Raw genomic sequence first — 25,918 nt, forward strand, 5'->3', positions numbered from 1 at the left:
GTTAAAGAATCAAGGTATTGATTTAATTACGTATCATCGAAAGAACATGCGGACTGTTCAACTCTGTGCACAAGATGAATATCACTTAAAACAACGTAATAAGATAGAAACGTTATTTAGCTTATTGAAAGGACAATACAATTTAGTGACGAGTAAGGCACGTAGTATTCATGGATTTCTAAGTGGGATTTATGCATCGTTATGTGCATATCAATTAACCCAACGAAATAAGCCAAAAATTCAAATTATGGAATCAGTGGCTTAAACAGGATTCGGGTTATTTAATATAACTTTTGTATTACTCTAATCCAAGCTACTGAACTATAATAATTTTTATTCATGACTATAAAATATTATTATAGTCATAAAAATATTCTTCATATTCCTCAATTGTCCAAATATGACCATCTAATTTATCAATATACACCATTCCTCCAACTCTTTCTTGAATATCATTTATTATTCTATATGCCCAATATAAAGGCACTGATTGTTTTTCTGAAAAACAAACTTCAAAATTATTATCATTTGCATGCTTTTGAGCAATTTTTGTTCCTTTGGCTTTATTAATATTTTTATTATCTCTATATTCGATTGGAACATTAAAAATATGTATACCTTTTGTTCTAAAGTAGCCTACGAAATGTATAAGCTTAATTCTTTTAATATTTAAATTTAAATACCCTTCATAAATTGAATGCTCATCGTATTTGAAGCTATTGTCAAATAAGCTTAAATACTTAAGCTTTGGATCATTTGTTAATAAAGGAATGAACAAGTCACATGTTTTTTGCATTATAGGAGCCTTAACTATTATTAAAATGGTTCAATAGTGTAGTTGTTTTGAATCATAATATATTTTTAATAAATTCAAAAGACTGAATGAAAAATTTCCAATTTAATAAGTTTTGATATTTAACATGAGTATTGAAATCGTCAGTATTCATAATTATTAAATGAAAGTGAATTAAGTTGCTTAAATATGCTCCTACATCATCCATTCAATTGGAAAATAGGAAACAAACTTGGTACTAAATCTTTGAAAATTAGTGCTTTCAGGATCACGGTAATGTTTTACGATTTCGCCATTTTGTTTATGTTCATACCAAACGATATTGCCATTTGAGTCAAGTTTAAGTTGATAAGCAACTTGAAGTAAGTGTTGATCAAGTAATGCCGTAATTTGATTTTGTAGCTGATCGGATTCAACCACTAAACCGACTTCGGTGTTTAAATAAGCTGATCTTGGGTCAAAATTAAATGAACCAATAAAAACCTTACCATCTACATCAAAAAATTTAGCATGTAAACTCGAACGATTTTTACCTTTTACAGGAATCACACTACCAGTTGCGATTTCGTACCATGTTCGCTTTGTTCGTTCAATATTGGGTTTAAATTCGTAAAGTTGAACTCCATTTTGCAAGAGTGGTTTACGATATTTACTATAAAATGAATGAACAACGGCGACATCATTTGCAACTAAGCTGTTAGTTAATACACGAACTTTAATCCCATTATTCGAAAGTTGGCTTAAATATTCTGTTCCACGTTGTGTCGGAACAAAATAAGCAGAAACCAGTTCCATATGCTGTTCAGGTTTACCTAAGATTTTGAGCATTTGAAACGAAATCAGTTCTTGATCTTTTGCCTGATCTAAGATTTTATTGGGATGATCGGCAACGAAATGTGCCTTTGCCCATTGAATAGGATAATGCTGAAGACGTTCTTTTAAAAAGTCTTGTGCAGATTCAAGTTTATTTTCTGTCCAAGTATTGGTCTGATCAAGTTGTTCAAATTTTTCTCTAAGTTGCTCAAGCTGCTGAGGTTGTCCAGTACCAATCAATTGTGTGGTTGAATAACTTAAATCATTATCCCAAAACGCTTTAAAGCTTTGTTCTGCATGATCAACTGCGCTGCCATAGAATAAAATATCCATATCACTAAATTGAAAATAGTTACTGGCTTCAAAATACTCACTACTGATATTGCGACCACCTGTAATGGCAATTGCATCGTCTGCGATCACCAATTTATTGTGCATACGATGATTAATTTTATTTAATCGGAATAGATAATCAATCACTCTAAGATGTCTAAATTTATAGGGATTGAAAATCCTAATTTCAAAATTTGGATGCTGTGAGAGTGCCCTCAACGTTTTATCTAGTTTTATGCCATTTTGATCATCAATGATTAATCGAATTTTTACGCCTCTGTCGGCAGCATTCAGTAACTCATGCAACATGAGATTGCCAATCGCATCGTCTTTCCAAATATAATATTGTAAATCAATTTGATATTTTGCATTGCGAATCAAGTGAATACGAGATGCAATACTGAGGAATGCATCATCTAATGCTAAAAAAGCAGTCAAACCTTGTTTAATATTAAGATCAGCTTGGGGATCATTCATCCACTTTGTTTTTATTGGCAAAGGCTCACTCCGATCATGGTTTTGATTAGGTGGCAAAGCACAAGCGCTTAGCCCTAGTACCATAACAATCGTTATACTTTTAAGGTGGTATAAATTCTTTATCATTTTTATCGTGAAATGTTGTTTACTTGTGTAAAGATAGCACTACATGTACTTGAAGATGTTGAATATCAGCATAAAATCAGTTAACTGTTACACAAACATAAAACATTACATCGACTATAAAGGATAAAGGTATGAAATCTCGTGCAGCCGTTGCTTTTGCCGCAGGTCAGCCATTGCAAATCGTAGAACTTGATGTTGAAGCACCTAAAGCAGGTGAGGTACTGATTAAAATTACCCATACAGGTGTGTGCCATACCGATGCATTTACTTTATCTGGTGATGATCCTGAAGGTGTTTTTCCAGCAGTTTTAGGTCATGAAGGGGCTGGTATCGTTGTTCAAATAGGTGAAGGCGTTACGAGTGTTGCAGTGGGTGATCATGTCATTCCACTCTATACCGCAGAGTGTAAAGAATGTTTATTTTGTAAATCGGGTAAAACCAATTTGTGTGTTGCAGTTCGTGCGACTCAAGGTAAAGGCGTAATGCCAGATGGTACAACGCGCTTCTCTTATAATGGTCAACCTGTTTATCACTATATGGGTTGTTCAACCTTTAGTGAATATACCGTTGTTGCTGAAGTATCTTTAGCAAAAATCAACCCTGAAGCAAATCCTGAACAAGTCTGTTTGCTAGGTTGTGGTGTAACGACTGGTATTGGTGCAGTACATAACACGGCGAAAGTTCAAGCGGGTGATAGTGTCGCGGTATTTGGTTTGGGGGGGATTGGTCTTGCCGTTGTGCAAGGCGCACGCCAAGCCAAAGCTGGACGTATTATTGTCGTTGATACCAACCCTGAAAAATTTGAATTGGCAAAACAATTTGGTGCAACTGATTGCTTAAACCCAAAAGATTATGAACAGCCAATTCAGCAAGTGATTGTCGAAATGACAGGTTGGGGCGTTGATCATTCCTTTGAATGTATTGGAAATACCAATGTCATGCGCTCAGCATTGGAATGCGCACATCGTGGTTGGGGACAATCAGTAATCATTGGTGTGGCAGGTGCAGGGCAAGAAATTTCAACTCGCCCATTCCAGTTGGTGACAGGTCGTAAATGGATGGGAACAGCTTTTGGTGGAGTAAAAGGGCGTTCGCAATTACCTAAAATGGTTGAAGATGCGATGAAAGGCGAAATTCAACTTGAACCATTCGTCACGCATACCATGCCTTTAGATGATATTAATCATGCATTTGATTTAATGCACGAAGGTAAATCGATCCGTACAGTGATTCATTTTTAATTGTGAATGTTTGGATTTGATGATGTGTAGCGCATCATCAAATCTTTGAGTATAAGTTGATGTTAAAACCACGTTTAAAATTACATGTCCGAATCTTAGCCGAAGAGCAAATTGCCTTTGGTCCAGGTAAAGCTGAGTTACTTGAAGCAATTCAACGTACAGGCTCAATTTCTCAAGCCGCGAAATCAATGGAGATGAGTTATCGTCGTGCTTGGCAACTGGTGGATACTATGAATCAATGTTTTCACTCTCATCTTGTTGAGACTCAAACAGGTGGAACGCATGGTGGTGGTGCTGTAGTGACAGAGTTTGGACAAATGATATTAAAAAAATTTAGGGCGATGGAACAGCATGCGCTTCAAACGTTAGAGTCTGAATTTCAAGATATATCTAATCATTTAAAAATTAATAAATAATCCATAAATATCATTTGTTTAATATGTAAATTTCAGCACTTTTAAAGTGAAGAAAATGATATTTGCTGAATTATGGAGCAAGTGCATTAAAATAATGCCTTTTAAGCACCAAGATTAAAGTTAGAAAAAATAGTGTATCTATAAAATAAAATAAGTATCTGATTTATAAATATAAAATAAATTGGCATGTTTTCTGCATTTTAAAAATCAAACTTGTATACAAGATGGGATTCATAAAATGCATAAGACAAAAACTTTAGGCTGGACGATCTCAGAATGGCAAACTGCCTATTTGGAAGATGAGATTCAGCTCAATACTTTAAAAGAATTAGTTGCATCAATTGATCCTCAAGACAATGCATGGATTTCAATTGCGACGGTAGAACAGATTGAACAGCAAATTCAATTTCTCAATGAATTAAGCAAAGAAGCTGAAAGTTTAGAAAAACAATTTCCACTCTACGGCGTTCCGTTTGCAGTAAAAGATAATATTGATGTTGCAGGATTTGTAACTACCGCAGCTTGTAAGGCTTTAACTACAGTTGCCGTACAAGATGCTGAAACAGTGTGTTTGTTAAAGCAAGCGGGTGCAATCATAATTGGCAAAACCAATCTTGATCAGTTTGCAACGGGTTTAGTGGGAACACGTTCACCTTTTGGTGCTGTACCAAACAGTTTTAAACCTGAATATATCAGTGGTGGATCAAGTTCTGGCTCAGCAAGTGTAGTTGCTCGTGGATTTGTCCCATTTGCATTAGGTACAGACACCGCAGGTTCAGGGCGTGTACCAGCAGCATTTAACAATATTGTTGGGCTAAAACCAACCAAAGGGCGTTTTTCAAATCGTGGTTTATTGCCTGCATGTAAAAGTCTAGATTGTATTTCGATCTTTGCTTTAACCGTTGTAGACGCAGACTTGGTTGCAAATGTTTTAGAAGCATATGATCCATTGGACAGTTATTCACGTAAGCATCCTAAAAATGTCCCAGTGTATTTCTCTAGCAAATTAAAATTTGCCATTCCAGAAAAACTAAATTTCTTTGGTGATGAACAGGCTGAAAAAGCATTTCAGCAAACTGTCCAATTAATTAAATCATTAAATGCTGAAATAACTAAAATTGATTTTACAGATTTCGAGCAATTGGCAGCGCAACTTTATCAAGGTTCATGGGTGGCAGAACGAACCGCAGCTGTTGAAAATTTACTCAACAGCAATACTGACGATTTTGATCCAACGGTATTAGACATTATTAAAAACGGCGAAAAGTATTCAGCGGTGGATGCTTACAATGCAGAATATTTAAAACAAGATTTAGCGCGAAAAATCCAACAACGATTGGCTGAATTTGATGCCTTAATTGTTCCAACTGCACCTACAATTTATACCATTGAGCAGCTTGAACAAAATCCGATTGAATATAACGCTCGTTTGGGAACATATACCAATTTTACCAATTTAGCCGATCTCAGTGCGCTTGCTTTGCCAGCAGGGTTTAGAGCTGACCATTTACCATTTGGAATCACTCTAATTGCCCCAGCTTGGCATGATGCGGCATTGGTTCATTTCGGTAAAGCTTGGCAAAACTATCTTGCACTGAAATTAGGGGCATTGGATAAAGCTCTGCCTTTAAGTTCTGCTACACCTATTTCGCAACATCATATTCGTGTTGCAGTCGTTGGGGCGCATTTGACAGGTATGCCATTAAATTTCCAACTCACCACACGTGATGCTGTGCATATCGAAACCACAACAACCTCTCAAAATTATGCGCTGTATGCCTTGAATGGCACTATTCCCCCGAAACCCGGCTTAGCACGTCAGCAAGATGGTCAAAGCATTATTGTAGAACTTTGGGATGTCCCAACTGCTCGATTTGGTGAGTTTGTGGCTGAAATTCCGACACCTTTAGGAATGGGTAATGTCGAGTTAGAAGATGGGCGCTGGGTGAAGGGTTTTATCTGTGAGCCTTATGGCATAGATGATGCAGAGAATATTAGTCATTTTGGTGGGTGGAGAGCCTATATCCAGCATCGTAATAGCCAAGCAGCAAACACAGCGAATTAATTGGGGGAAATCATCATGTTTAAAACTGTACTTATTGCAAACCGTGGTGAAATTGCTGTTCGAGCGATTCGCACACTTAAAAAATTAGGCGTAACCAGTGTTGCTGTGTATTCGGATAGTGATCGTTATGCGCAACATGTTGAAGATGCTGATATTGCAATTGCATTAGACGGTTTAAAGCCTGCCGATACTTATTTGAGTATCGAAAAATTAATTCTGGCAGCTAAACAAACTGGTGCTGAGGCAATCTTTCCGGGGTATGGCTTTCTTTCTGAAAGTGCTGATTTTGCTCGTGCTTGCGAAGAAAATAATATTGCCTTTATGGGGCCAACAGCAGAGCAAATTCTGGAATTTGGTTTAAAGCATCGTGCTCGTGAATTGGCTGCCGCTGCCAATGTGCCAATGACTCCGGGAACTGGATTGCTGGATAGTCTAGAAGAAGCCCTTACGGAGGCAGATCGTATTGGTTATCCAATTATGCTGAAAAGTACTGCTGGCGGTGGTGGTATTGGTTTGACTCGTTGTGATACGCCGCAAGGCTTGACCGATGCTTACGAAAGTGTAAAACGTTTGGGCGAACAATTCTTTAAGGATGCAGGCGTATTTATTGAATGCTTTATTGATAAAGCACGTCATGTTGAAGTACAAATTTTTGGTGATGGAAAAGGGCAAGTCGTTGCCTTTGGTGAGCGTGATTGTTCTTTGCAACGTCGTAACCAAAAAGTAGTAGAGGAAACGCCTGCCGCAAATTTACCTGAAGCGACACGTAAAAAACTGCATCAGGCAGCTGTAGAACTGGGGAAATCCGTTAATTATCGTAGTGCAGGAACGGTTGAGTTTATTTACGATGCCAATCGAGATGAGTTTTATTTTCTTGAAGTGAATACGCGTTTACAGGTTGAACATCCAGTCACTGAAATGGTGACAGGTCTAGACTTGATTGAATGCATGCTCAAAGTGGCTGCTGGTGATGAACTTGATTGGGTATATCTCAGCAATATTCAGCCTAAAGGTGCAGCGATTGAGGTTCGTGTTTATGCCGAAGACCCTGTGAAAAATTTTCAACCCAGTCCTGGTGTGCTGACAGAGGTTGCATTTCCAGAGGATACACGTGTTGATACTTGGGTAAAAACGGGCACAGAGATTTCTCAATACTTCGACCCGATGATTGCCAAAATTATTGTACATGCTGATGATCGTGCCAGTGCTATTGAAAAATTAAAGCATGTATTGGCTGAAACACGCTTGAACGGTATCAGCACAAACTTAGATTACGCACGTGCCATTGTTTCAGATCAGCGCTTTGAATCTATGCAAATTTGGACAAGAATGTTGGATGATTTCAACTACACGCCAAACGTGATTGAAGTGGTTCAAGCAGGGACGTTGAGTTCAATTCAAGATTATCCGGGTCGTACGGGCTATTGGGATATTGGTGTACCGCCATCAGGTCCGATGGATGATTATGCATTTCAGCTTGCTAATCGTATTGTTGGAAATGATACTAAAGCCGCAGGTTTTGAGTTTACCTTAGTTGGGCCGACTTTAAAGTTTCATACAGATACAACCATTGCTTTGGCTGGTGCAAGCTGTACTACATTGTTAGATGATCAGGAAATTGATTTTTGGCAACCTGTTGAAGTTAAGGCAGGACAAATTCTAAAAATCGGTCAAGTTGAATCAGGTTGCCGTACATATTTAGCGGTACGAAATGGTTTGGATGTTCCAGTATATTTGGGCAGTCGCTCTACCTTTGCGCTTGGTAATTTTGGTGGTCATGCAGGTCGTACCTTACGTGTCGGCGACATGATTAAAATGGTTGATCCAGCATTTGCAAGTGCAGAACTGCCACTTGCTCATGATGAACCTCAAGCATTGTCGGCTAACTTGATTCCTGAATACACTAATGAATGGGAAATCGCGGTGTTATATGGTCCGCATGGCGCACCAGATTTCTTTAAACCTGAATATGTAGAAGAGTTTTTTGCATCAGAGTGGACAGTTCATTTTAACTCAAATCGTTTAGGCGTGCGTTTGTCAGGCCCAACACCAAGTTGGGCTAGAGAAAATGGCGGTGAAGCAGGTTTACACCCATCCAATGTCCATGACTGTGAATATGCGATCGGTGCAATTAACTTCACAGGCGATTTCCCTGTGATTCTGGCAAAAGATGGTCCAAGTTTAGGCGGTTTCGTTTGTCCTGTGACGATTGCCAAAGCAGAACTTTGGAAAGTGGGACAACTTAAAGCTGATGATAAAATTCGTTTCTATCCTATTAGTGTTGAACATGCCAATGAGCTTGAACGTCAGCAAATTGAAAATATCCAAAACTTTGCCGAAGCAAGTAAAGTTGTAGAGACGATTGAGCCAATTCAAGAGGTTGTCAGTACGATTTTGGCACAACGTGAACCAACTGAATTGTCACCAAAAACAGTATATCGCCAAGCAGGTGATAGTTATATCCTCTTAGAGTATGGCGAAAATGTTCTAGATTTAGCTTTACGTTTACGTGTGCATCAATTGATTCAAATGATTCGTGATGCAAAAATTGCAGGCGTATTGGAACTGTCACCGGGTGTTCGTTCACTACAGATTAAATACGATGGCTTAGTAATTCCACAGTCACAATTGATTGCTCAATTAATTCAACTCGAAGAAGAGATGGGCGATTTGAGCCAATTGAAAATCCCATCTCGTATCGTACATTTGCCGATGGCATTTGAAGACAGTGCGACTTTAGGAGCTGTAGAACGCTATCAAGAAAGTGTTTGCTCTAAAGCACCTTGGTTGCCAAATAACGTTGACTTTATCCAACGCATTAATGGTTTGGCAGATCGAAATGAAGTTAAAGATATTATTTTTGATGCGAACTATTTAATTCTTGGCTTGGGTGATGTGTATTTAACGGCACCTTGTGCTGTGCCGATCGATCCACGCCATCGTTTACTCAGTTCTAAATATAATCCAGCACGTACCTTTACAGCAGAGGGAACAGTTGGTATTGGTGGTATGTACATGTGTATCTACGGCATGGATTCACCGGGCGGCTATCAATTGATAGGACGTACTTTACCAATTTGGAACAAGTTTAAGAAAAACAAACAATTTGGCGATAAACAATGGTTCTTACAATTCTTTGATCAGATCAAATATTTTGAAGTGACAGAAGAAGAACTGAATCAATGGCGTGCTGACTTTGAAAATGGTCGTGCTGAGATCAAGATTGAAGAAACAGAATTCGATTATGCGGATTATATAAAATTTTTAGATGATGAAGCTGAGAGTATTGCCGAGTTTAAAGCTAAGCAACAACAAGCATTTACGACTGAAGTTGATCGTTGGAAAGAGGAGTTCGCGGCTCAACCTGAAGAACAGATTCAAGAAAATAACCATGCTGATTACAGTCATTTACCATCGTTAAATGCATCAATGACAGGTAATATCTGGAAAATCTTTGTTGAATATGGTCAAGAGGTTAAAAAAGGTGAAACCGTTGCTATTATTGAAGCAATGAAAATGGAACTTCCTGTTTATGCAGAAGAAGATGGCATTGTAAAAGCCATTATTTGTCGAGCAGGGCAAACTGTACATAGTGGTGAACCACTGGTTTATATGGAATAAGGCAAGGTTACATGAAAGAAATCAAAATAAAAACAACGAAAAGCTCAGACAATTTGTCTGAGCTGGTTTACCAACGCATTAAGAATGATATCTTTGATTTCAAACTGATGCCGGGTGAACGTTTTACAGAATCCGAAGTTGCAAAAGCCTATGATGTCAGTCGTACCCCAATCCGACAAGCGCTGTATCGTTTGCAACAAGAGGGTTATGTTGATGTGAGTTTTCGTAGCGGTTGGCAAATCCGACCGCTCAATTTTCGTTATTATGAAGAACTTTATGATGTGCGGATCGTATTAGAAAAAGATTCCATTCGTAAACTTTGCCAGATTGATCATCAAAACTCGGTTGAATTATCTGTTTTAAAAGATTTATGGCTGGTTGAACCTCATCAATACCTAAAAGACATTAAACAACTGTCACAACAAGATGAAGATTTCCATTGCGCTTTAGTTCGTGCCTCTGGAAATAATGAAATGGCAAGAATTCATCGTGATTTGAGTGAGCGAATTCGTATTATCCGTCGTTTAGATTTCTCTAAAGATTACCGTGTTGAAGCGACTTATCAGGAGCATCAAAAAATACTAGGTTATATTTTTAATCGTAAAGTAGATGAAGCCATTCAAGCGATTGAAGCACATATTATGCAAAGTCGTGATGAAGTGAAAAAAATTACTTTACAGATGTTGGATTCGAGTCAGTTTTATTGATTAATAAATTTAGGATTATGAATGGTTAAAAATCAATTAATTTACAGTATTCAAAATTTTATTGGAAAAAAGGATATTTCTGTAAAAAATGCTAATAATATAGAATTCTTACTCGAAAGTTTAAATTCGGAGCATGAGATAGTAGGTAATACTATTTTAATGTTGGCTTCTTATGCTCCTAATGGTGGAAAATATATGTATGATGAGGATCAAGTCGCTTATGAGTTAAAGAAAATATTGAAAATTCTGTAATAGATATTAGGTGTATTAGGTTTTATTTCTCATGTTTAGAAAAGAAAGTTAATATTCTATTAAAATGCTCTATTTTTCATGCCTAATCCTGCATAAAATTAGCATCTTTTTTGATTTTTCTATTTAATAATACAGATCACATTTCAAATCATCAGATGAAACATGATGAATGATCAAATACTTAGCTCACTTTTTCTAAAACTTGTCGTTAAAGAGGGCTTCTTTGCTACGGCGATAGATGGCATCACTTTGATGCGTGTAGATCACAACACACCACCATTAGCCGTATTACAAGAACCGATCTTAGTTTTTGTTTTACAAGGCAGTAAACGTGGTTACATCGGAACTGAAACCTATGCATTTCAGCAAGGTGAATGCCTAATCGTCTCCGTGTCCATGCCATTTGATTGTGATACGGTTGCCAGTCCTGAATTGCCTATGATTGCGATGAGCATGAAACTAGAGGCGGATACGGTAAATGAGTTGTTGGCAAAAACATATTTTGAAAATGAGCAATTTAAACCACTCACCACTGGCATGAGTGTAATTCAATATGATCAAACGATTTCGAATGTATTGATACGACTATTAAAAACATTAGGTTCAGAACAAGATAGCTTAATTTTAGGCGAACAAATCAAACGCGAGTTGTTGTATCGAGTGATTCAACATTCAGGTGCAGATGCTTTAAAAGGATTAGTCGCTCAAGGCAATTTGCGACCGATTTATAAAATTTGTGAATATATTCAACATCATTTTACAGAAAAATTAACAGTGGAAATACTTGCTGAACAAGCCAATATGAGTATTTCGGCATTTCATAAAGCATTCAAACAAGTCACATTACATTCACCTTTGCAGTACCTCAAAGTTACGCGGTTGCATAAGGCAAAACAAATGTTGCAAAACGAAAACCAAAGCGTTGCTCAAGCAGCTTATGCTGTTGGTTATCAAAGCTCATCTCAATTTAGTCGAGAGTTTAAAAAGCAGTTTGGTTTTTCTCCTAATCAAACTTAAGTAAATATAGAGAAGGAATGAGTAACTCATGAATCAAAATAGCAGAGAACAAATGAAATATATCGAAATTACTCAAGCTGGCGGTCCTGAAGTTCTAAAAGTTGTGCACGGTGAGAAACCTGAGATTAAAGAAGATGAAGTATTGATTGAAGTCTATGCCACTGGGATCAATCGTCCTGATATTTTGCAACGACAAGGACTGTATCCCATGCCGAAAGGCGTAACGCAGATTCCAGGATTGGAGGTTGCTGGGATCATTTCACAAATTGGTTCAAAAGTAGAAAAATTTAAAGTCGGTGATAAAGTCTGCGCACTGACCAATGGTGGAGGATATGCAGAATACTGTGCTGTCCCAGCAAATCAAACTCTAGCTATTCCAAAAAATCTGAGCTTTGTTGAAGCAGCAGCTATTCCAGAAACTTATTTCACCGTATGGGCAAATCTATTTCAGATCGGACAATTGAAAAAGAACGAAACTGTTCTGATTCACGGAGGAGCGAGTGGAATTGGCTCTACAGCGTTGAGTTTATGTCATGCTATGGGGATTCATACTTTTTCCACGGTGGGAAGTGATGAGAAAGCTGAAAAATTAAGCTCTATTTCGACAGTTATTAATTATAAGAAGCAAGATTTTGAACAAGAAATTTTGTCACTTACAGATCAGCAAGGGGTTGATGTGATCTTGGATATTATTGGCGCTGCTTACTTTAATCAAAATCTAAGATTGCTAAAAAGAGATGGGCGACTGGTAATTATCGGGTTTATGGGCGGTCGAAAAGTAGATGGTTTTGATATTCAAGAACTCATGCTAAAACGCGCTGTGGTGACTGGTTCAACGATGCGTGCCCGAACCAATGATGAAAAAGCAAAAATTACCCAAGAACTGGAACAGTTTGTTTGGCCATTAATCGAAACAGATCAATGTAAACCAATTATTTATAAAACTTTTGCATTTGAAGAGGTTGCAGCAGCACACCAATGTCTTGAAAGCAGCGAACATATTGGAAAAGTGGTACTCGAAATTAAATCGTAATTTTGCCTGATTGTATTCATTCCATGCCTATTTATACATCAAGCTTGAGAATGATCACTTAGAAAAGCAATATGTAAATCAAACATATCCTACGAGGAATTTGAAGATGACAACAAATATAGATGATCGCAACCCAACCCCAGATTTAGCTGAAGATAACGCTTTTTTTCCATCACCTTATTCTTTAAGTCAGTATACAGCTCCTAAAACGGACTATGATGGAACCACATACCCAAATCCCTATCAAGGCGATAAAAAGATCCTCATGATTGCAACGGATGAACGCTATATCTTGATGCAAAATGAGAAATTCTTTTCTACAGGAAATCATCCCGTAGAAATGTTGTTACCGATGTTCCATTTGGACAATGCTGGTTTTGCCTTTGATGTTGCAACACTTTCAGGTAATCCAGTTAAACTTGAAATGTGGGCAATGCCAAAAGAAGAGCAAGTGGTTTTGGATACTTATCATAAGTACGAAAAACAACTGAAATCTCCACTTAAATTGGCTGAGATTTTAGATCAAGCTTTAAGCGCTGACTCACCTTATGCTGGTATTTTCATTCCTGGTGGTCATGGTGTTTTGGCTAAAATCCCTGAAAGTAAAGAAGTTAAGGCTTTATTAAAATGGGCAGTAGATCATGACAAATATGTGATTACCTTATGTCATGGCCCAGCTTCTTTATTGGCAGCTGCTGTAGGTGAAAGTCCAAATGATTATATTTTTAAAGGCTATCAAGTTTGTGTTTTCCCAGATTCATTAGATAAAGGTGCGAATATTGATATTGGATATATGCCAGGACAATTGCCGTGGCTCGTCGGTGAAAATTTAGAAAAACTTGGTGTAGAAATATTAAATAAAGGAATTACTGGGCAAGTACACCAAGATCGAAAACTGTTAACGGGCGATAGTCCATTGGCTTCTAATAATTTAGGTAAACTTGCCGCTGAAACTTTATTGGCTGATCCATACCTTAACGCATAATCTGTTTTATAAGTTTAAAGCCCAATTCAATATTGGGCTTTTTCTTTAGCAAAATTTAAAATTTGTAAGCTAGCTGACAAGTTTTAAATTTTGATTATGTTAAGAAAGTAGGAATGGAAAATGAGATGTTTAAGGATCATCGATGAAAATATGTGTTTATGGTGCAGGCAGTATTGGATGCTATCTTGGCGGTAGACTGGTTGCTACTGGTTACGACATAGATTTTATTGTTCGTCCTAAAATTCAGCAAGAACTTCAAACATACGGTTTAACCGTTTCTGATTATAAAGGATTCAAACAAACGATTCCTGCAAACCAACTTCAAATGATGATTGATCCAAATGCAGCTGCTCATGCAGATATTATTTTGGTCTGTGTAAAATCAGCATCTACTGAACAGGTTGCCTATGAGTTAAAAGCTATTCTCAAGAAAAAAACCATTATTATCAGTTTTCAAAATGGCTTAAGCAATGTGGGGATTTTAAAACAAATTCTCACTGAGCACACTATTCTTGAAGGTATGGTACCTTTTAATGTGGCGGCTTTAAGAAATGGTATATTTCATCAAGGAACGGATGGGGCTTTGTATGTCAAAAAATATGAGGGGCTTACAGAATTAGTTAATGCATTTCAAAAGACACATCTTGAGATCAAATTAGAATCAGACATGCAGGCTATACAATGGGCAAAACTTTTACTAAATTTGAATAATTCAATCAATGCTCTCTCACAGCTTCCATTAAAGCAACAATTATCTATTCGAGAATATCGTCAGTGTTTAGCACTTGCTCAACTAGAAGCATTGAGTTTATTAAAAATCGCTAAAATTAAACCAGCAAAACTGACCCCAATTCCTGCACAATTTATTCCTAAAATTTTAAAGTTACCGAATGCTGTTTTTAAGATTATCAGTAAAAAAATGCTCGCTATTGATCCGCTTGCACGTTCTTCGATGGCAGATGATTTAATGGCTGGTAGAAAAACTGAGATCGATTGGATCAACGGCGAGATTCTAAATTTAGCGAAACATTTGAATCTTCATGCACCCATTAATCAAAAACTGATTCAATTGGTTAAACGAGCAGAACTAAGATCTGAGCCAAAAGCATGGTCGGGATTTGAATTGAAAGCTCGATTAGAACAAGTCAGTAAAATGAGACCGCAAAAAAGCGTATAGGTGGTATACGCTTTTATTCTATAAAAACTAATATTTATTATTGATTTATAATTTTTTATTTTTCAAATCGAGTAATCAACGTACCAAAAATTGTCGCGAAGATATACATAAAAATTGAATACACAGCAGCAGGCATCGCGATAGTGGTACTTGCCATAATGGTAAGTGCAATCGTCATGGCTAAAGTACTGTTGTGAATCCCGATCTCAAATGCACATGCACGTGCTTGATATGAATTAATACCAAGTATACGCGGAACGAAATAACCAACCATTAAACTGATTGCACAGAATAATGCAGTTGCCAGACCAATTTGACCAATATAATCAACCAAATTGCTTCGCTCTTTAATAATCGCACCTAGGATAATAATCAGCAGAAAAACCACCGCAAAAATACGCACAGGACGATTTAGTTTTTCAGCAACGTGTGGTGCATAGTGACGAATAAGCATCCCAATACATACAGGCACTAAAATAATTAAGAAAACCTGTAAAACTTTGGTGAATTGTAGACCGACTTGTTGGCCTTCATTCATGAAATGTAAAATTGAAAAGTTCACAATAAAGGGAAGAAAGACCGCTGCAACAATTGCGTTGATAGCAGTTAAAGTAATATTGAGCGCAATATCTCCTTTATACAAATAACTAAATAAATTGGCAGTGGTACCGCCAGGTGATGCAGCTAATAACATCAAACCTACGGCTAAAAGTGGTGGTAATGCGAGTATTTTACAAATTAAAAATGCGATACCCACCAATAAAATGAGCTGACAGAATAAAGCAATTAAAACAGCTTTTGGGTGTTTGCTGACTCTCGCAAAGTCTTTAAGTGTTAATTCTAAACCCATACCAGCCATAACGATGGCTAAGGCAATAGGCAAAAATATTGTGATTAGTCCAGAATCCATAAACCGTTATATCCTATATCCGTATTATTTTTAGATCATTCATGCCCATTACTCATTCCATTCCAATGAAATTTATGTTGAGGAAAATAGAATGATAAAAATGACATCACTTTAAACATTTCCACATAATTTATAGAAAATAAAGAATGATCTAGCATAGCTTAACTTTGAAATTTAAAGTTATTCCTATTACTAAATACTTTAAGCATACATTTGTTAAAAAATCTGTCATCTACACGACAATTTATATCTTTTGAGTCAAATTTATAGAAATAAGATTAACTAAACTATTGTTATTATGAAAATACCAAGTTTATAAATAAAAAGGGTAAGTATGATGGAGATACTTACCCTTTATGAAGTTAGAGTGTATTAACTTTAAGTAAATACACCTTTATTTAGAAGAATCCAGCAGGTTTAGTTGAATAACTCACCAATAAATTCTTGGTTTGTTGATAATGGTCTAACATCATTTTGTGATTTTCACGTCCAATCCCTGATTTTTTATAACCACCAAATGCAGCATGGGCAGGGTAGATGTGATAACAGTTTGTCCAAATACGACCAGCTTCAACTGCTCGACCAGCACGATATGACGTATGTGCAGAACGAGACCATACCCCAGCACCTAAACCGTAGATTGTATCGTTCGCGATTTTAACTGCTTCATCAAAGTCTTTGAACGTGGTGACAGATAGAACTGGGCCAAAAATTTCTTCTTGGAAGATCTGCATCGCGTTGTGTCCTTTGAAGACGGTTGGCTCGATGTAGAAACCTTCACCGACTTCTTGTCTTGCACCACCACCCGTAAGAAGTTCAGCACCTTCTTCTCGACCCGTGTTAATACAACGTAGGATTTTTTCTTGTTGTTCTTGTGAAGCTTGCGCACCAACCATTGTTTCAGTATCAAGAGGATGTCCAACTTTGATACGTTTCACACGCTCAATGGCTTTTTCTAAGAACTTATCCGCAATACTTTCTTGAACCAATGCACGAGATGGACAGGTACAAACTTCGCCTTGGTTGAGTGCGAACATTGCAAAGCCTTCGAGTGCTTTGTCGAGGAAATCATCCTCTTTATCCATTACATCTTCAAAGAAGATATTTGGCGATTTTCCACCGAGTTCTAAAGTCACTGGAATAATATTTTCAGTGGCATATTGCATGATTAACTGTCCAACTTGAGTTGAACCTGTGAATGCAATTTTTGCGATACGTGGATTGGTTGCAAGTGGGCGACCAACTTCAGCACCATAACCATTGACAATGTTTAATACGCCAGCAGGTAGAATATCTTGGATTAACTCAAGAACCAGTAAAATACCGACAGGTGTTTGCTCTGCTGGTTTTAAGACAACGCAGTTACCTGCGGCAAGTGCTGGAGCAAGCTTCCATGCTGCCATAAGGATTGGAAAGTTCCACGGAATAATTTGACCAACAACGCCTAAAGGCTCGTGGAAATGGTAAGCAATCGTATCTTCATCGATTTCTGAAATGCCACCTTCTTGTGCGCGAATACAGCCTGCAAAATAGCGAAAATGGTCAATTGCCAATGGAATATCGGCAGCGAGTGTTTCTCGAACAGGTTTACCATTATCCCAAGTTTCTGCAACTGCAAGATATTCTAGATTCTGTTCTAGTCTATCTGCGATTTTAAGTAAAATATTTGAACGTACGGTTGGTGAACTTTTGTTCCACTCAGCTTTTGCTTTGTGTGCTGCATCTAAAGCGAGTTCGATATCTTCAGCTGACGAGCGCGGTATTTTTGTAAATACTTTGCCATCGACAGGAGAGACATTATCGAAGTATTCTCCTTTTATAGGTGCTACCCATTGACCGCCAATAAAGTTCTCATATTGAGCTTTGAATTGAACCTTTGAACCAGGTTGATTAGGATCGACATAACGCATATATATATTCCTTTGCTTATAATTGATCTGTTAAGCATCTACAGCTTTGGTATAAGGTACTTTTGTACGCTATTTAATTAGGATATAACTGGGAAGGTTGGAGAAAGGTTGGAAACCGTGGTCATTAGTAAGGGATACACAAATGTTTACAAAACGAGACCTGTTACAACAACGGACATCAATTGATCAATTAAAACGGCATAATAGTTTGTCACCGCAAAGTGCTGATATGTTAGGACAAAGTATTGCCAGTTCATGGCAACGTTCAGTATCTTCAGAAATTCCAAAGGAGCGCTTGGCAGCTCCTTTATTGGCACGTCATCAGAAAGTTAAAACAAATCTAGATTTGGCATTAGAGGCCTGTTCAAATGATCTCAGTCATATTGCGGCACAATCATCTATGGTGATTGCGGTTGGCGATGTGGGGAGTACAATTATTTGGACTGCTTCCAGTACGCAGATGCAAAGTGCCGCTGAAAAAGTGCATTTTATTGCGGGTGGTCAGTGGGCAGAAGAAGAAGTGGGTACGAATGCTTTAGCATTGTCTTTAAAAACGCAACAATCTAGTTGTGTATTTTCAAATGAACATTATATGGAGTCTGTACATGACTGGGTTTGTTATGCAGCACCAGTGATTGACCCATATTCCAAACAAGTATTAGGTGTGGTTGATTTATCTACGACTTGGAAAAATCACAATACTTTGGGAGTCTTAGCTGCTGAGCGTTGTGCATCAATTATTCAAACTGCACTCACAGAGCAGCAGCGTCAACGTTTATATATCCGTGCTTTTGCTTCACCGCAGGTCATGTTTAATAATAAATCTTTAGTTCTAACACCACGCCAGATCGAAATATTGGCAATCTTGGCACTTTGTCCAAATGGTTTGAATCTGGAAAACTTGCATCAAGCTGTATATGGCGAACGTAAGGTCAGTGTTGGAACTTTGAAAGCTGAAATGTCGCAATTACGTGATATTTTAGGCGGAATGTTGGGTTCACGACCTTATCGTTTACTGGCAAATGTAGAGGCTGATTTCTTATATGTCGAGCAGGCACTTGATTCAGGTTATATTGCATCAGCACTACAATTGTATAAGGGTATTTTCCTATCAAAAACAGAAAGTCCTTTCCTGTGTGCATGGCGAGATTGTCTTGAATCACGTCTCAGCGATATGATTTTTAAAACCAAAGAAATTGATCTATTACTGAAACATGTTGCTCATTTTCCTGAAGCAATTGATGCTGTTGAACGCTTAATTGAGTTGTTACCCTTAGACCATCCTGCACATCAGTCTTTAAATAAATTTAGAGATATATCATAGAGATAGATTTTTTAATTCCCTATGTTTTTATGATTGATGTCATTGGAAAAGCTTGTAGCCTGTTATGCAGTATTAAAATATCATGGGCTCATTTTTATGTTGATCACGTAATAACTGGCAAAATGTCAGTGCTTTTTATGCTTAATTTTTTATTTGAAATAACAATATAAAGCAGATGCTATCTGTTCATTTCGATGCTGAATATTAAGGAAAAAATAGCAAGAATGATTGGTACAGTCTCGCTATTTTTGCAGTGAATATGAACTACACTTAGTTTTCTAATGTGTTTTTATAGATTTTTCCATCTTTCATAATGATCTTGAAATTGGTTTCTGGATCAGCCACTAAATTGATATTATCCAATGGATTACCTTCTACCAAGATGAGATCTGCATACGCACCTTCAGATATCTCACCAAGTTTTCCATCCTGATAAGGACTTCTTTTGCCACTTAAATAGAGCAGTTGAGCATTATCGTAGGTTGCCATTTTTAATACTTGATAGGGTGAGAACCATCTGGTCATTTTAGCCAGTTGTTTCCCTTGCTTTGCTGCTAAAGATGGGTCAAACAAGCAATCTGTACCCCAAGCCAATTTCACATGATATTTTTTTGCTAAATTATACGCATTATCTGTCCCTTGGGTCATTTCTAGCTGTTTTTTTCGATTGGCAGAGCCCTCAGGAAAAGAGATTGCTTCTTCATCATCTAGAAAAGGTTGTAGACTCCACCACACGCCTTTTTCTGCCATTAATTTTGCTGTTTTATCATCAAGTAATTGACCATGTTCGATGGATTTTACCCCTGCATCGATTGCTGTTTTCACTGCATGGGGAGTGTAAGCATGCACTGTTACATAGGTTCCCCAATTAGCTGCTGCATCGACAGCGGCTTTAAATTCTGCTTCAGTATATTGAGATACATCGAGTGGGTCATAGTTGGAAGAAACGCCTCCACCTGCCATGAGTTTGAGCTGAGTTGCACCTTGTCGTAGTTGCTCTCTAGAACGAATTAAGACTTGATCTGCACCATCTGCAATTGCTGCCATACCATTCCGTTCTTGATAAGACAGTTCTCCAAGTTTACGAGGAACATCGGTTGGGAAGCCAAAATCACCATGACCGCCCGTTTGGGAAATAAAAGCACCGCTTGCAAAGACTCTTGGCCCATTGACTAAATTGTTATCTATCGCTTTTGCCAAAGAAAGCGCACCGCCGCCCAAATCACGAACGGTGGTGAAACCTCTTAATAATTGTTTCTCGGCTGATTTTGCTGCAAATAAATTGATAAATGCAAAATCAGAGAGTAATGCTTGTTGTTGAGGAATACTGTCGAACATCAGGTGTGCATGGTTATCAATTAAACCAGGGATTAAGTATTTGCCTTTGGCATCGATGATTTTGCTCATTCCACTGCGATTTGTCATGATGGCATCAGTGCTAATTTTTTTGATTAGATTACCCTCGATGAGTACATTGCCCTTTATAATTTTATTATCTTTACCATTAAAGATATTAACGTTATTTAATAACACCACCGTTTTTGCATCTTGTGCAAAAGTAGTACTGCTATTCATAAGGGCAAGAAACATGAGTGCAGCGATTTTTTTTAGGTCATTGAATTTATCAAAAATTACTATTTTATTCATTTGATTCTACTATTTTTAATAATTAGTGATATCACCTTAGCTTATTGTGAGTAAATAGTGTACAGATAATTGATATAGTAGGAGTCAAAGCATTTAGTTATGAGGCTCTGAAAGTATGGCTAAGTGTTATTAATGACGATCAGTCTGTACAGTTTAGCGTCTGCGTTTAAAGCACAAGTATTTTTCTGAATGTGTATTTTTCAATAGCATTATGACCTATTTCAAAACTAGGCATTCTCATATTCAGTCTAGCGATTGAAACTGAAAGCAGTGAATTTTTGCTTATGTATGCAGCATTGTTGCGTATTGGATTAAACGTTTGATAGCGATGAGATTGAGTTTCCAAGTCAAATAAACTTTATGGATAAAAGCGATGTAAATATCTAATGGTTCAGATATTGGCAGGAGCAGGTTAAAAAAAGGGAATACCTTTTCAGGGATATTCCCAAAATCAAGTAAGCCGACGGTCGGAGAGATCCGGCTTACTTTTCGGGGAAAGCTTTAATAATTACAATGCCGCTTTAAAAATTTCAACAACTTGAGCGTGTGTTGCTTTACGAGGGTTGGTCAGCATACATGCATCTTTTTGAGCATTCTCTGCCATAATTGCAAGGTCTTCAGTTTTCACACCAAGTTCAGTTAAACCAGATGGAATGCTGATAGATGATGAAAGCTCACGAATCGCATTAATTGCTGCATATGCTGCTTCAGTCTCGGTGAGTCCATCTGTGTTGACACCCATAAGCACCGCAATTTTTGCATAACGGTCTTGGCAAGCAATTAAATTGAATTCACAAACATGAGGCAGGAGTACAGCATTACATACGCCATGCGGTAGATTGTAGAATCCGCCTAATTGGTGAGCCATTGCATGTACATAGCCTAGAGATGCGTTATTGAATGCCATGCCTGCAAGGTATTGTGCATAGCTCATCGCATCGCGTGCTTCAATATTTTCACCATTTGCGACAGCAGGGCGTAACCATTGACTAATCATGGTAATCGCTTTTTCTGCACAGGCATCAGTAATCGGGTTTGCCGCAGTAGAAACATACGCTTCAACAGCATGCGTAAGTGCATCCATTCCAGTTGCTGCGGTTAAACCAGCAGGTTTAGCCACCATCAGTTTAGGGTCATCAATTGCGATGAGTGGAGTACAACGCCAGTCTACAATTGCCATTTTCACATGCGTATCTGTATTGGTAATGATACAGAAACGAGTCATTTCTGATGCAGTACCCGCAGTGGTATTAATCGCAATTAGCGGTGTCATCGGTACTGTACTTTTATCAATACCTTCGTAGTCACGGATATGTCCACCACCCGCAGTCACAAGCCCAATTCCTTTTGCACAATCGTGTGATGAACCACCACCTAAAGAGACAATAAAATCACAGCTATTGTCGGTATAGGCTTGTACACCATTATGTACATTGATGTCAGTGGGGTTGGGTTCTGCGCCTGGGAAAATGTGGCTATCAACGCCTGCATCTTTTAAAAATTGTGCGATTGTGTCTGCGACACCAAATTTAAATAAGCCTTGATCAGTTACGATCAGTGCTTTTTTTGCACCAAGATTCTGTGCTTTCGCACCGATTTCTTTTGCACAGCCTGGTCCAAAGAGAGATACACAAGGGATGTAAAAACCGTTAGTTTGATCTGCAATATTTTTAAAAGCCATGGAGCGATTCCTTCTTCCATATTCCATTGTTTGTTATATAGGTGATCCTTGATCACCATGTGCCTAGTATGGAAGTGTTAGAAATTTTTCCTACCTACCAAAAACCTACCAAAGCTTTATTCTTTTTCGTAGAAAAATTGAAGATACGCTATTTGAACCAAGGATGAGCCAAATTTTTATTTGGCTTGCTAATCTCAACCAATCCTTAATAATTTAGTAGTCGATCTAAATGCGAATGAAATATAGCCAGCACTATGATTGTATTTCATGAGTTTAATTGATCGAAAATTACATTTTTATAACCATTTAATGTTAGAAAATTATCACTTTTCGATAAGCTAAAGTTTAAAAATAACAACCAATTCTTTGAATTCTAAATTACAGCTATTAAAAATTATATCTTTTAAATATCAGTAATATAAGTGAGATTAAAAGTCTTTTTAAAGTCTTTAACTCCTCCATAGACCTCTATTATTATGTCAATAGTATTGTGATTAGTATAAATACTATTGACATAAAAACACCTGTTCACTGAAATAAGGGTCAATGACATTTTATTACACAAGGAATGATAATTTACATCAATTTGATATTCATTGTTGTTTGTTTAGTTTGTCTAAACAACTGCTGTGTAGAACAATTACCCATTTTCAATCTGGGTCAAAATAAAAATTTTATATTACAAACATATGGATTTAAACATGGATACCTTGGTTCAGGTAGAAACGGATATTAATTTCCAAAAACGGAAAAAAGTAACTTGGATTGTTTTTAGCTTGCTTAGTTTATGTCTGATAGCAGGGTTAATATATTATTTTTTAGTGTTCCGATTTTATCAATCGACGGATAATGCCTATGTTCAAGCTGATGTAACTTGGGTCATGCCTAAAGTTTCAGGAGAAGTGCTTGAGCTGATTATTAGTGATAATCAAGTTGTAAAAAAGGGTGAGCCTTTGGCTATTTTAGATCATCGTGATTATCAAGCTCGTTATGATCAAGCTCGCTCAGTTGTAAGTTTAAAAGAAGCTGCACTTGGTGTGCAACAACAGAATGAAAAGTCCGCGCATTCAACGATTGCCGAAGCAAATAGTGGTGTCCTTGCTGCTGAAGCAGATTTATCTCGTTTAAAAAAGGACTTTTCCCGTTATCAAGATTTATTAAAAGATGGGGTGATTACTCGACAAAATTTTGAGGGCATTCAATCTCAATATTTAGCAGCACAAGCACAATTAAGTAAGGCACAGGCAACAGTTCATTCGGCTGAAGCACAATTAGGAAGTTTGCAGGCAAGCCGAGCACAACTTTTAGCAGATATTCAGAGCGCACATGCAACCTCTGATCTTTATCAAATTGATTTAAGCTCAGCAAAAATCATCAGCCCAGTGTCAGGTAAAGTGGGCAGCCTTGCGATACAAAAAGGCTCACGTGTTTCACCCCAAACACGTTTAATGGCAATTATCCCTGAAAAGAGCTTATATGTGCAGGCAAATTTCAAGGAAACACAAATTGAAAAGATGCATATCGGTCAAAAGGTTAATCTCAAAATTGATGCTTATCCAAGCCTAAGTTACACAGGAAAAATTGAAAGTTTTTCTCCCGCATCAGGTGCAACGTTCTCGCTTATGCCACCAGATAATGCAACAGGTAATTTTAATAAAGTTGTGCAACGCATCCCTGTACGTATTTCAATTGATTCAACCCCTCATATCGAGCTGATAAAACCTGGAATGTCGGTCAAGGCCACAGTTGACTTAAGAACTTAATAAGAAAGTCATTTAGGTATCAAAAATGGATAAGCATTTAAACGGTGAATGGGAATTTGCACCCAAAATTGCATGGATTATCTTTATTGCGATGATCTTTGGCAATTTCATGGCAATTCTTGACATACAAATTGTTGCAAGCTCGTTGAATGAAGTTCAAGCAGGTATGAGTGCCAGTCGATATGAGGTGACATGGGTACAAACGGTCTATTTGATTGCTGAAATTATTGCGATTCCAATGTCGAGCATTGTTTCTCGAATTTTATCTACACGGATTTATTACACACTTTGCGCGATTGGTTTTACGATCAGTTCATTACTTTGTGCATTGGCTTGGAACTTAGAAAGCCTATTGGTCTTTCGAGCGATACAAGGGTTTATGGGCGGCGGTATGATTCCAACTTCGATGACTGCCTTATTTTTACTTTTTCCAGAAGTTAAGCGCTCATTACCATTGGTTGTTTTTGGCATGGTCAGTACGTTGGGTCCAGCGATTGGCCCAACCATCGGCGGATGGCTGACCAATAATTTTTCATGGCACTGGATGTTCCTGATTAATATTATTCCAGGAATTATTATTGCGACGATTATTTTTTCAGGGCCAGATATTGATAAAGCAAATCATGCTTTGATCAAGACGATGGATTGGCTCGCCCTAATTGGTATGGCAATGTTTTTAGGTGGGCTTGAATATTTCCTTGATGAAGGTGCTCGCCATGACTGGTTTGTGGATACGGGAGTTCGGTTTGCATTTATCATTTGCGTGATTGGTGCTTTTATTTTCTTCTCACGCAGTTTTACTCAACCAAAACCATTATTAGATTTAAGTGTCTTTAAGAATAAAAATTTTACTTTAAGTGCAATCATTACCTTTGTGATTGGTATGGCATTGTATGGATTAGGCTACATGATCCCTGTATTTCTTGGACAAGTCCGAGAAATGAATAGTAGCCAGATTGGTCATATTATGATGGTCACAGGAATTGTGATGTTCTTCTTTGCACCATTATTAGCATGGTTAATTCCAAATTTTGATACTCGAAAAACAGTATTTATTGGCATGCTTTTAGCAAGTTTTGGCGTTTGGTTAAACTCACATTTAAGTATCCATAGCGATTACGATTTTATGTTTTGGCCACAAGTTTATCGTGGTATCGGGCTCATGATTTGTCTGATAGTGGTATCACATTTAGCCATGAGTACATTACCACTGTCTAAAGTTGCAGATGCCAGTGGTATTTATAACCTCATGCGCAATATCGGCGGTGCAGTTGGCTTAGCACTTATTAACTCATCATTAGATTGGCTGACTGCTATACATGTCACTCAGCTTAATCAATATATGACACCACAGAACTGGGTGTTTATAGAACGGCTCAATCAACTCACAGCGCAATATCAAGATATTGGATCAGATGCACAGCAAATCGCACTCAGTATTATTTATCGAGACATTCATTATCAAGCGCTTACATCGAGCTTTAATGATTTATTACGCATACTTGCAATAATTATGATCATTACAGCATTTCTGACAGTTTTTATGGATAGGGCGAAAAAAATGAATATATAGATACTTAAGGCTAGAGGGAAAATCATTTATTAATGATTTAAAAATAAAAAGGAA

Annotated in this window: 20 protein-coding genes; 14 read left to right on the top strand and 6 right to left on the bottom strand. The window is 37.5% G+C overall.

The window, feature by feature from the left end; all coding sequences use genetic code 11:
* Window positions 1-265 (top strand): transposase (locus C502_RS18340; protein WP_018677050.1); only part of this gene is annotated, 265 nt, incomplete at its 5' end.
* Window positions 266-343: 78 nt separating this feature from the next.
* On the opposite strand, the gene C502_RS0113145 is transcribed toward C502_RS18340, so the two are convergent.
* Both C502_RS0113145 and C502_RS0113150 read right to left on the bottom strand, forming a co-directional pair.
* Window positions 344-796: a hypothetical protein gene (locus C502_RS0113145; RefSeq protein ID WP_018679284.1), complete on the bottom strand. Its 453-nt coding sequence runs from the start codon at window positions 794-796 to the stop codon at window positions 344-346.
* Between the two features lie 192 nt (window positions 797-988).
* Window positions 989-2,500, bottom strand: coding sequence for a phospholipase D family protein (locus C502_RS0113150; protein WP_018679285.1), 1,512 nt, complete (start codon window positions 2,498-2,500; stop codon window positions 989-991).
* 173 nt (window positions 2,501-2,673) lie between these two features.
* On the opposite strand from C502_RS0113150, the gene C502_RS0113155 reads away from it, so the two are divergent.
* The 10 genes from C502_RS0113155 to C502_RS0113200 all read left to right on the top strand — a co-directional run bounded on the left by C502_RS0113155 (window position 2,674) and on the right by C502_RS0113200 (window position 15,056).
* Window positions 2,674-3,783, top strand: a complete 1,110-nt coding sequence (locus C502_RS0113155; RefSeq protein WP_018679286.1) for an S-(hydroxymethyl)glutathione dehydrogenase/class III alcohol dehydrogenase — start codon at window positions 2,674-2,676, stop codon at window positions 3,781-3,783.
* Between the two features lie 59 nt (window positions 3,784-3,842).
* The gene (locus C502_RS0113160; RefSeq protein WP_018679287.1) at window positions 3,843-4,199 is read left to right on the top strand and encodes a winged helix-turn-helix domain-containing protein; all 357 of its coding nucleotides are present in this window, start codon (window positions 3,843-3,845) and stop codon (window positions 4,197-4,199) included.
* Between the two features lie 238 nt (window positions 4,200-4,437).
* Window positions 4,438-6,264, top strand: a complete 1,827-nt coding sequence (atzF, locus tag C502_RS0113165) for an allophanate hydrolase (RefSeq protein ID WP_018679288.1) — start codon at window positions 4,438-4,440, stop codon at window positions 6,262-6,264.
* Between the two features lie 15 nt (window positions 6,265-6,279).
* Window positions 6,280-9,885 (top strand): urea carboxylase, encoded by a 3,606-nt coding sequence (gene uca, locus C502_RS0113170; protein WP_018679289.1) that lies wholly within the window; start codon window positions 6,280-6,282, stop codon window positions 9,883-9,885.
* An 11-nt stretch (window positions 9,886-9,896) separates the two neighbouring features.
* Window positions 9,897-10,592: a GntR family transcriptional regulator gene (locus C502_RS0113175; RefSeq protein WP_018679290.1), complete on the top strand. Its 696-nt coding sequence runs from the start codon at window positions 9,897-9,899 to the stop codon at window positions 10,590-10,592.
* Between the two features lie 21 nt (window positions 10,593-10,613).
* Entirely contained in the window at window positions 10,614-10,844 is a 231-nt protein-coding gene (locus C502_RS0113180) for a hypothetical protein (RefSeq protein WP_018679291.1), read from the top strand.
* A 162-nt stretch (window positions 10,845-11,006) separates the two neighbouring features.
* Window positions 11,007-11,861: an AraC family transcriptional regulator gene (locus tag C502_RS0113185; RefSeq protein ID WP_023274637.1), complete on the top strand. Its 855-nt coding sequence runs from the start codon at window positions 11,007-11,009 to the stop codon at window positions 11,859-11,861.
* A 28-nt stretch (window positions 11,862-11,889) separates the two neighbouring features.
* On the top strand, window positions 11,890-12,894 hold the full coding sequence (locus C502_RS0113190; protein ID WP_018679293.1) for an NAD(P)H-quinone oxidoreductase: 1,005 nt from the start codon (window positions 11,890-11,892) through the stop codon (window positions 12,892-12,894).
* A 106-nt stretch (window positions 12,895-13,000) separates the two neighbouring features.
* On the top strand, window positions 13,001-13,879 hold the full coding sequence (gene hchA, locus C502_RS0113195) for a glyoxalase III HchA (protein WP_018679294.1): 879 nt from the start codon (window positions 13,001-13,003) through the stop codon (window positions 13,877-13,879).
* 142 nt (window positions 13,880-14,021) lie between these two features.
* Window positions 14,022-15,056, top strand: a complete 1,035-nt coding sequence (locus tag C502_RS0113200; RefSeq protein WP_018679295.1) for a 2-dehydropantoate 2-reductase — start codon at window positions 14,022-14,024, stop codon at window positions 15,054-15,056.
* A 55-nt stretch (window positions 15,057-15,111) separates the two neighbouring features.
* Here the strand turns inward: C502_RS0113200 and C502_RS0113205 are convergent, their stop codons facing one another.
* Entirely contained in the window at window positions 15,112-15,966 is an 855-nt protein-coding gene (locus C502_RS0113205) for a bile acid:sodium symporter family protein (RefSeq protein ID WP_018679296.1), read from the bottom strand.
* A gap of 398 nt (window positions 15,967-16,364) precedes the next feature.
* Window positions 16,365-17,876 (bottom strand): acetaldehyde dehydrogenase ExaC, encoded by a 1,512-nt coding sequence (gene exaC / locus C502_RS0113210; RefSeq protein ID WP_018679297.1) that lies wholly within the window; start codon window positions 17,874-17,876, stop codon window positions 16,365-16,367.
* Between the two features lie 142 nt (window positions 17,877-18,018).
* Here exaC and C502_RS0113215 point away from each other — a divergent pair, with 142 nt between their 5' ends.
* Window positions 18,019-19,200: a transcriptional regulator gene (locus C502_RS0113215; RefSeq protein WP_018679298.1), complete on the top strand. Its 1,182-nt coding sequence runs from the start codon at window positions 18,019-18,021 to the stop codon at window positions 19,198-19,200.
* A gap of 270 nt (window positions 19,201-19,470) precedes the next feature.
* Here the strand turns inward: C502_RS0113215 and C502_RS0113220 are convergent, their stop codons facing one another.
* Window positions 19,471-20,847: a metal-dependent hydrolase family protein gene (locus C502_RS0113220; protein WP_018679299.1), complete on the bottom strand. Its 1,377-nt coding sequence runs from the start codon at window positions 20,845-20,847 to the stop codon at window positions 19,471-19,473.
* A 508-nt stretch (window positions 20,848-21,355) separates the two neighbouring features.
* Window positions 21,356-22,528: an iron-dependent methanol dehydrogenase gene (mdh, locus tag C502_RS0113225; RefSeq protein WP_018679300.1), complete on the bottom strand. Its 1,173-nt coding sequence runs from the start codon at window positions 22,526-22,528 to the stop codon at window positions 21,356-21,358.
* Between the two features lie 701 nt (window positions 22,529-23,229).
* On the opposite strand from mdh, the gene C502_RS0113230 reads away from it, so the two are divergent.
* Together C502_RS0113230 and C502_RS0113235 are read left to right on the top strand one after the other, a co-directional pair.
* On the top strand, window positions 23,230-24,291 hold the full coding sequence (locus tag C502_RS0113230; RefSeq protein ID WP_018679301.1) for an HlyD family secretion protein: 1,062 nt from the start codon (window positions 23,230-23,232) through the stop codon (window positions 24,289-24,291).
* Window positions 24,292-24,316: 25 nt separating this feature from the next.
* Entirely contained in the window at window positions 24,317-25,864 is a 1,548-nt protein-coding gene (locus tag C502_RS0113235; RefSeq protein WP_018679302.1) for a DHA2 family efflux MFS transporter permease subunit, read from the top strand.
* Window positions 25,865-25,918 lie beyond the last annotated feature (54 nt).

Source organism: Acinetobacter tjernbergiae DSM 14971 = CIP 107465 (assembly GCF_000374425.1).
GTDB lineage: Bacteria > Pseudomonadota > Gammaproteobacteria > Pseudomonadales > Moraxellaceae > Acinetobacter > Acinetobacter tjernbergiae.

Excerpts from the sequence above, each read along its gene's own strand:
- C502_RS0113145 (WP_018679284.1), bottom strand. The coding sequence starts at position 796 with ATGCAAAAAACATGTGACTTGTTCATTCCTTTATTAACAAATGATCCA.
- C502_RS0113150 (WP_018679285.1), bottom strand. The coding sequence starts at position 2,500 with ATGGTACTAGGGCTAAGCGCTTGTGCTTTGCCACCTAATCAAAACCAT.
- C502_RS0113155 (WP_018679286.1), top strand. The coding sequence starts at position 2,674 with ATGAAATCTCGTGCAGCCGTTGCTTTTGCCGCAGGTCAGCCATTGCAA.
- C502_RS0113160 (WP_018679287.1), top strand. The coding sequence starts at position 3,843 with ATGTTAAAACCACGTTTAAAATTACATGTCCGAATCTTAGCCGAAGAG.
- atzF (WP_018679288.1), top strand. The coding sequence starts at position 4,438 with ATGCATAAGACAAAAACTTTAGGCTGGACGATCTCAGAATGGCAAACT.
- uca (WP_018679289.1), top strand. The coding sequence starts at position 6,280 with ATGTTTAAAACTGTACTTATTGCAAACCGTGGTGAAATTGCTGTTCGA.
- C502_RS0113175 (WP_018679290.1), top strand. The coding sequence starts at position 9,897 with ATGAAAGAAATCAAAATAAAAACAACGAAAAGCTCAGACAATTTGTCT.
- C502_RS0113180 (WP_018679291.1), top strand. The coding sequence starts at position 10,614 with ATGGTTAAAAATCAATTAATTTACAGTATTCAAAATTTTATTGGAAAA.
- C502_RS0113185 (WP_023274637.1), top strand. The coding sequence starts at position 11,007 with ATGATGAATGATCAAATACTTAGCTCACTTTTTCTAAAACTTGTCGTT.
- C502_RS0113190 (WP_018679293.1), top strand. The coding sequence starts at position 11,890 with ATGAATCAAAATAGCAGAGAACAAATGAAATATATCGAAATTACTCAA.
- hchA (WP_018679294.1), top strand. The coding sequence starts at position 13,001 with ATGACAACAAATATAGATGATCGCAACCCAACCCCAGATTTAGCTGAA.
- C502_RS0113200 (WP_018679295.1), top strand. The coding sequence starts at position 14,022 with ATGAAAATATGTGTTTATGGTGCAGGCAGTATTGGATGCTATCTTGGC.
- C502_RS0113205 (WP_018679296.1), bottom strand. The coding sequence starts at position 15,966 with ATGGATTCTGGACTAATCACAATATTTTTGCCTATTGCCTTAGCCATC.
- exaC (WP_018679297.1), bottom strand. The coding sequence starts at position 17,876 with ATGCGTTATGTCGATCCTAATCAACCTGGTTCAAAGGTTCAATTCAAA.
- C502_RS0113215 (WP_018679298.1), top strand. The coding sequence starts at position 18,019 with ATGTTTACAAAACGAGACCTGTTACAACAACGGACATCAATTGATCAA.
- C502_RS0113220 (WP_018679299.1), bottom strand. The coding sequence starts at position 20,847 with ATGAATAAAATAGTAATTTTTGATAAATTCAATGACCTAAAAAAAATC.
- mdh (WP_018679300.1), bottom strand. The coding sequence starts at position 22,528 with ATGGCTTTTAAAAATATTGCAGATCAAACTAACGGTTTTTACATCCCT.
- C502_RS0113230 (WP_018679301.1), top strand. The coding sequence starts at position 23,230 with ATGGATACCTTGGTTCAGGTAGAAACGGATATTAATTTCCAAAAACGG.
- C502_RS0113235 (WP_018679302.1), top strand. The coding sequence starts at position 24,317 with ATGGATAAGCATTTAAACGGTGAATGGGAATTTGCACCCAAAATTGCA.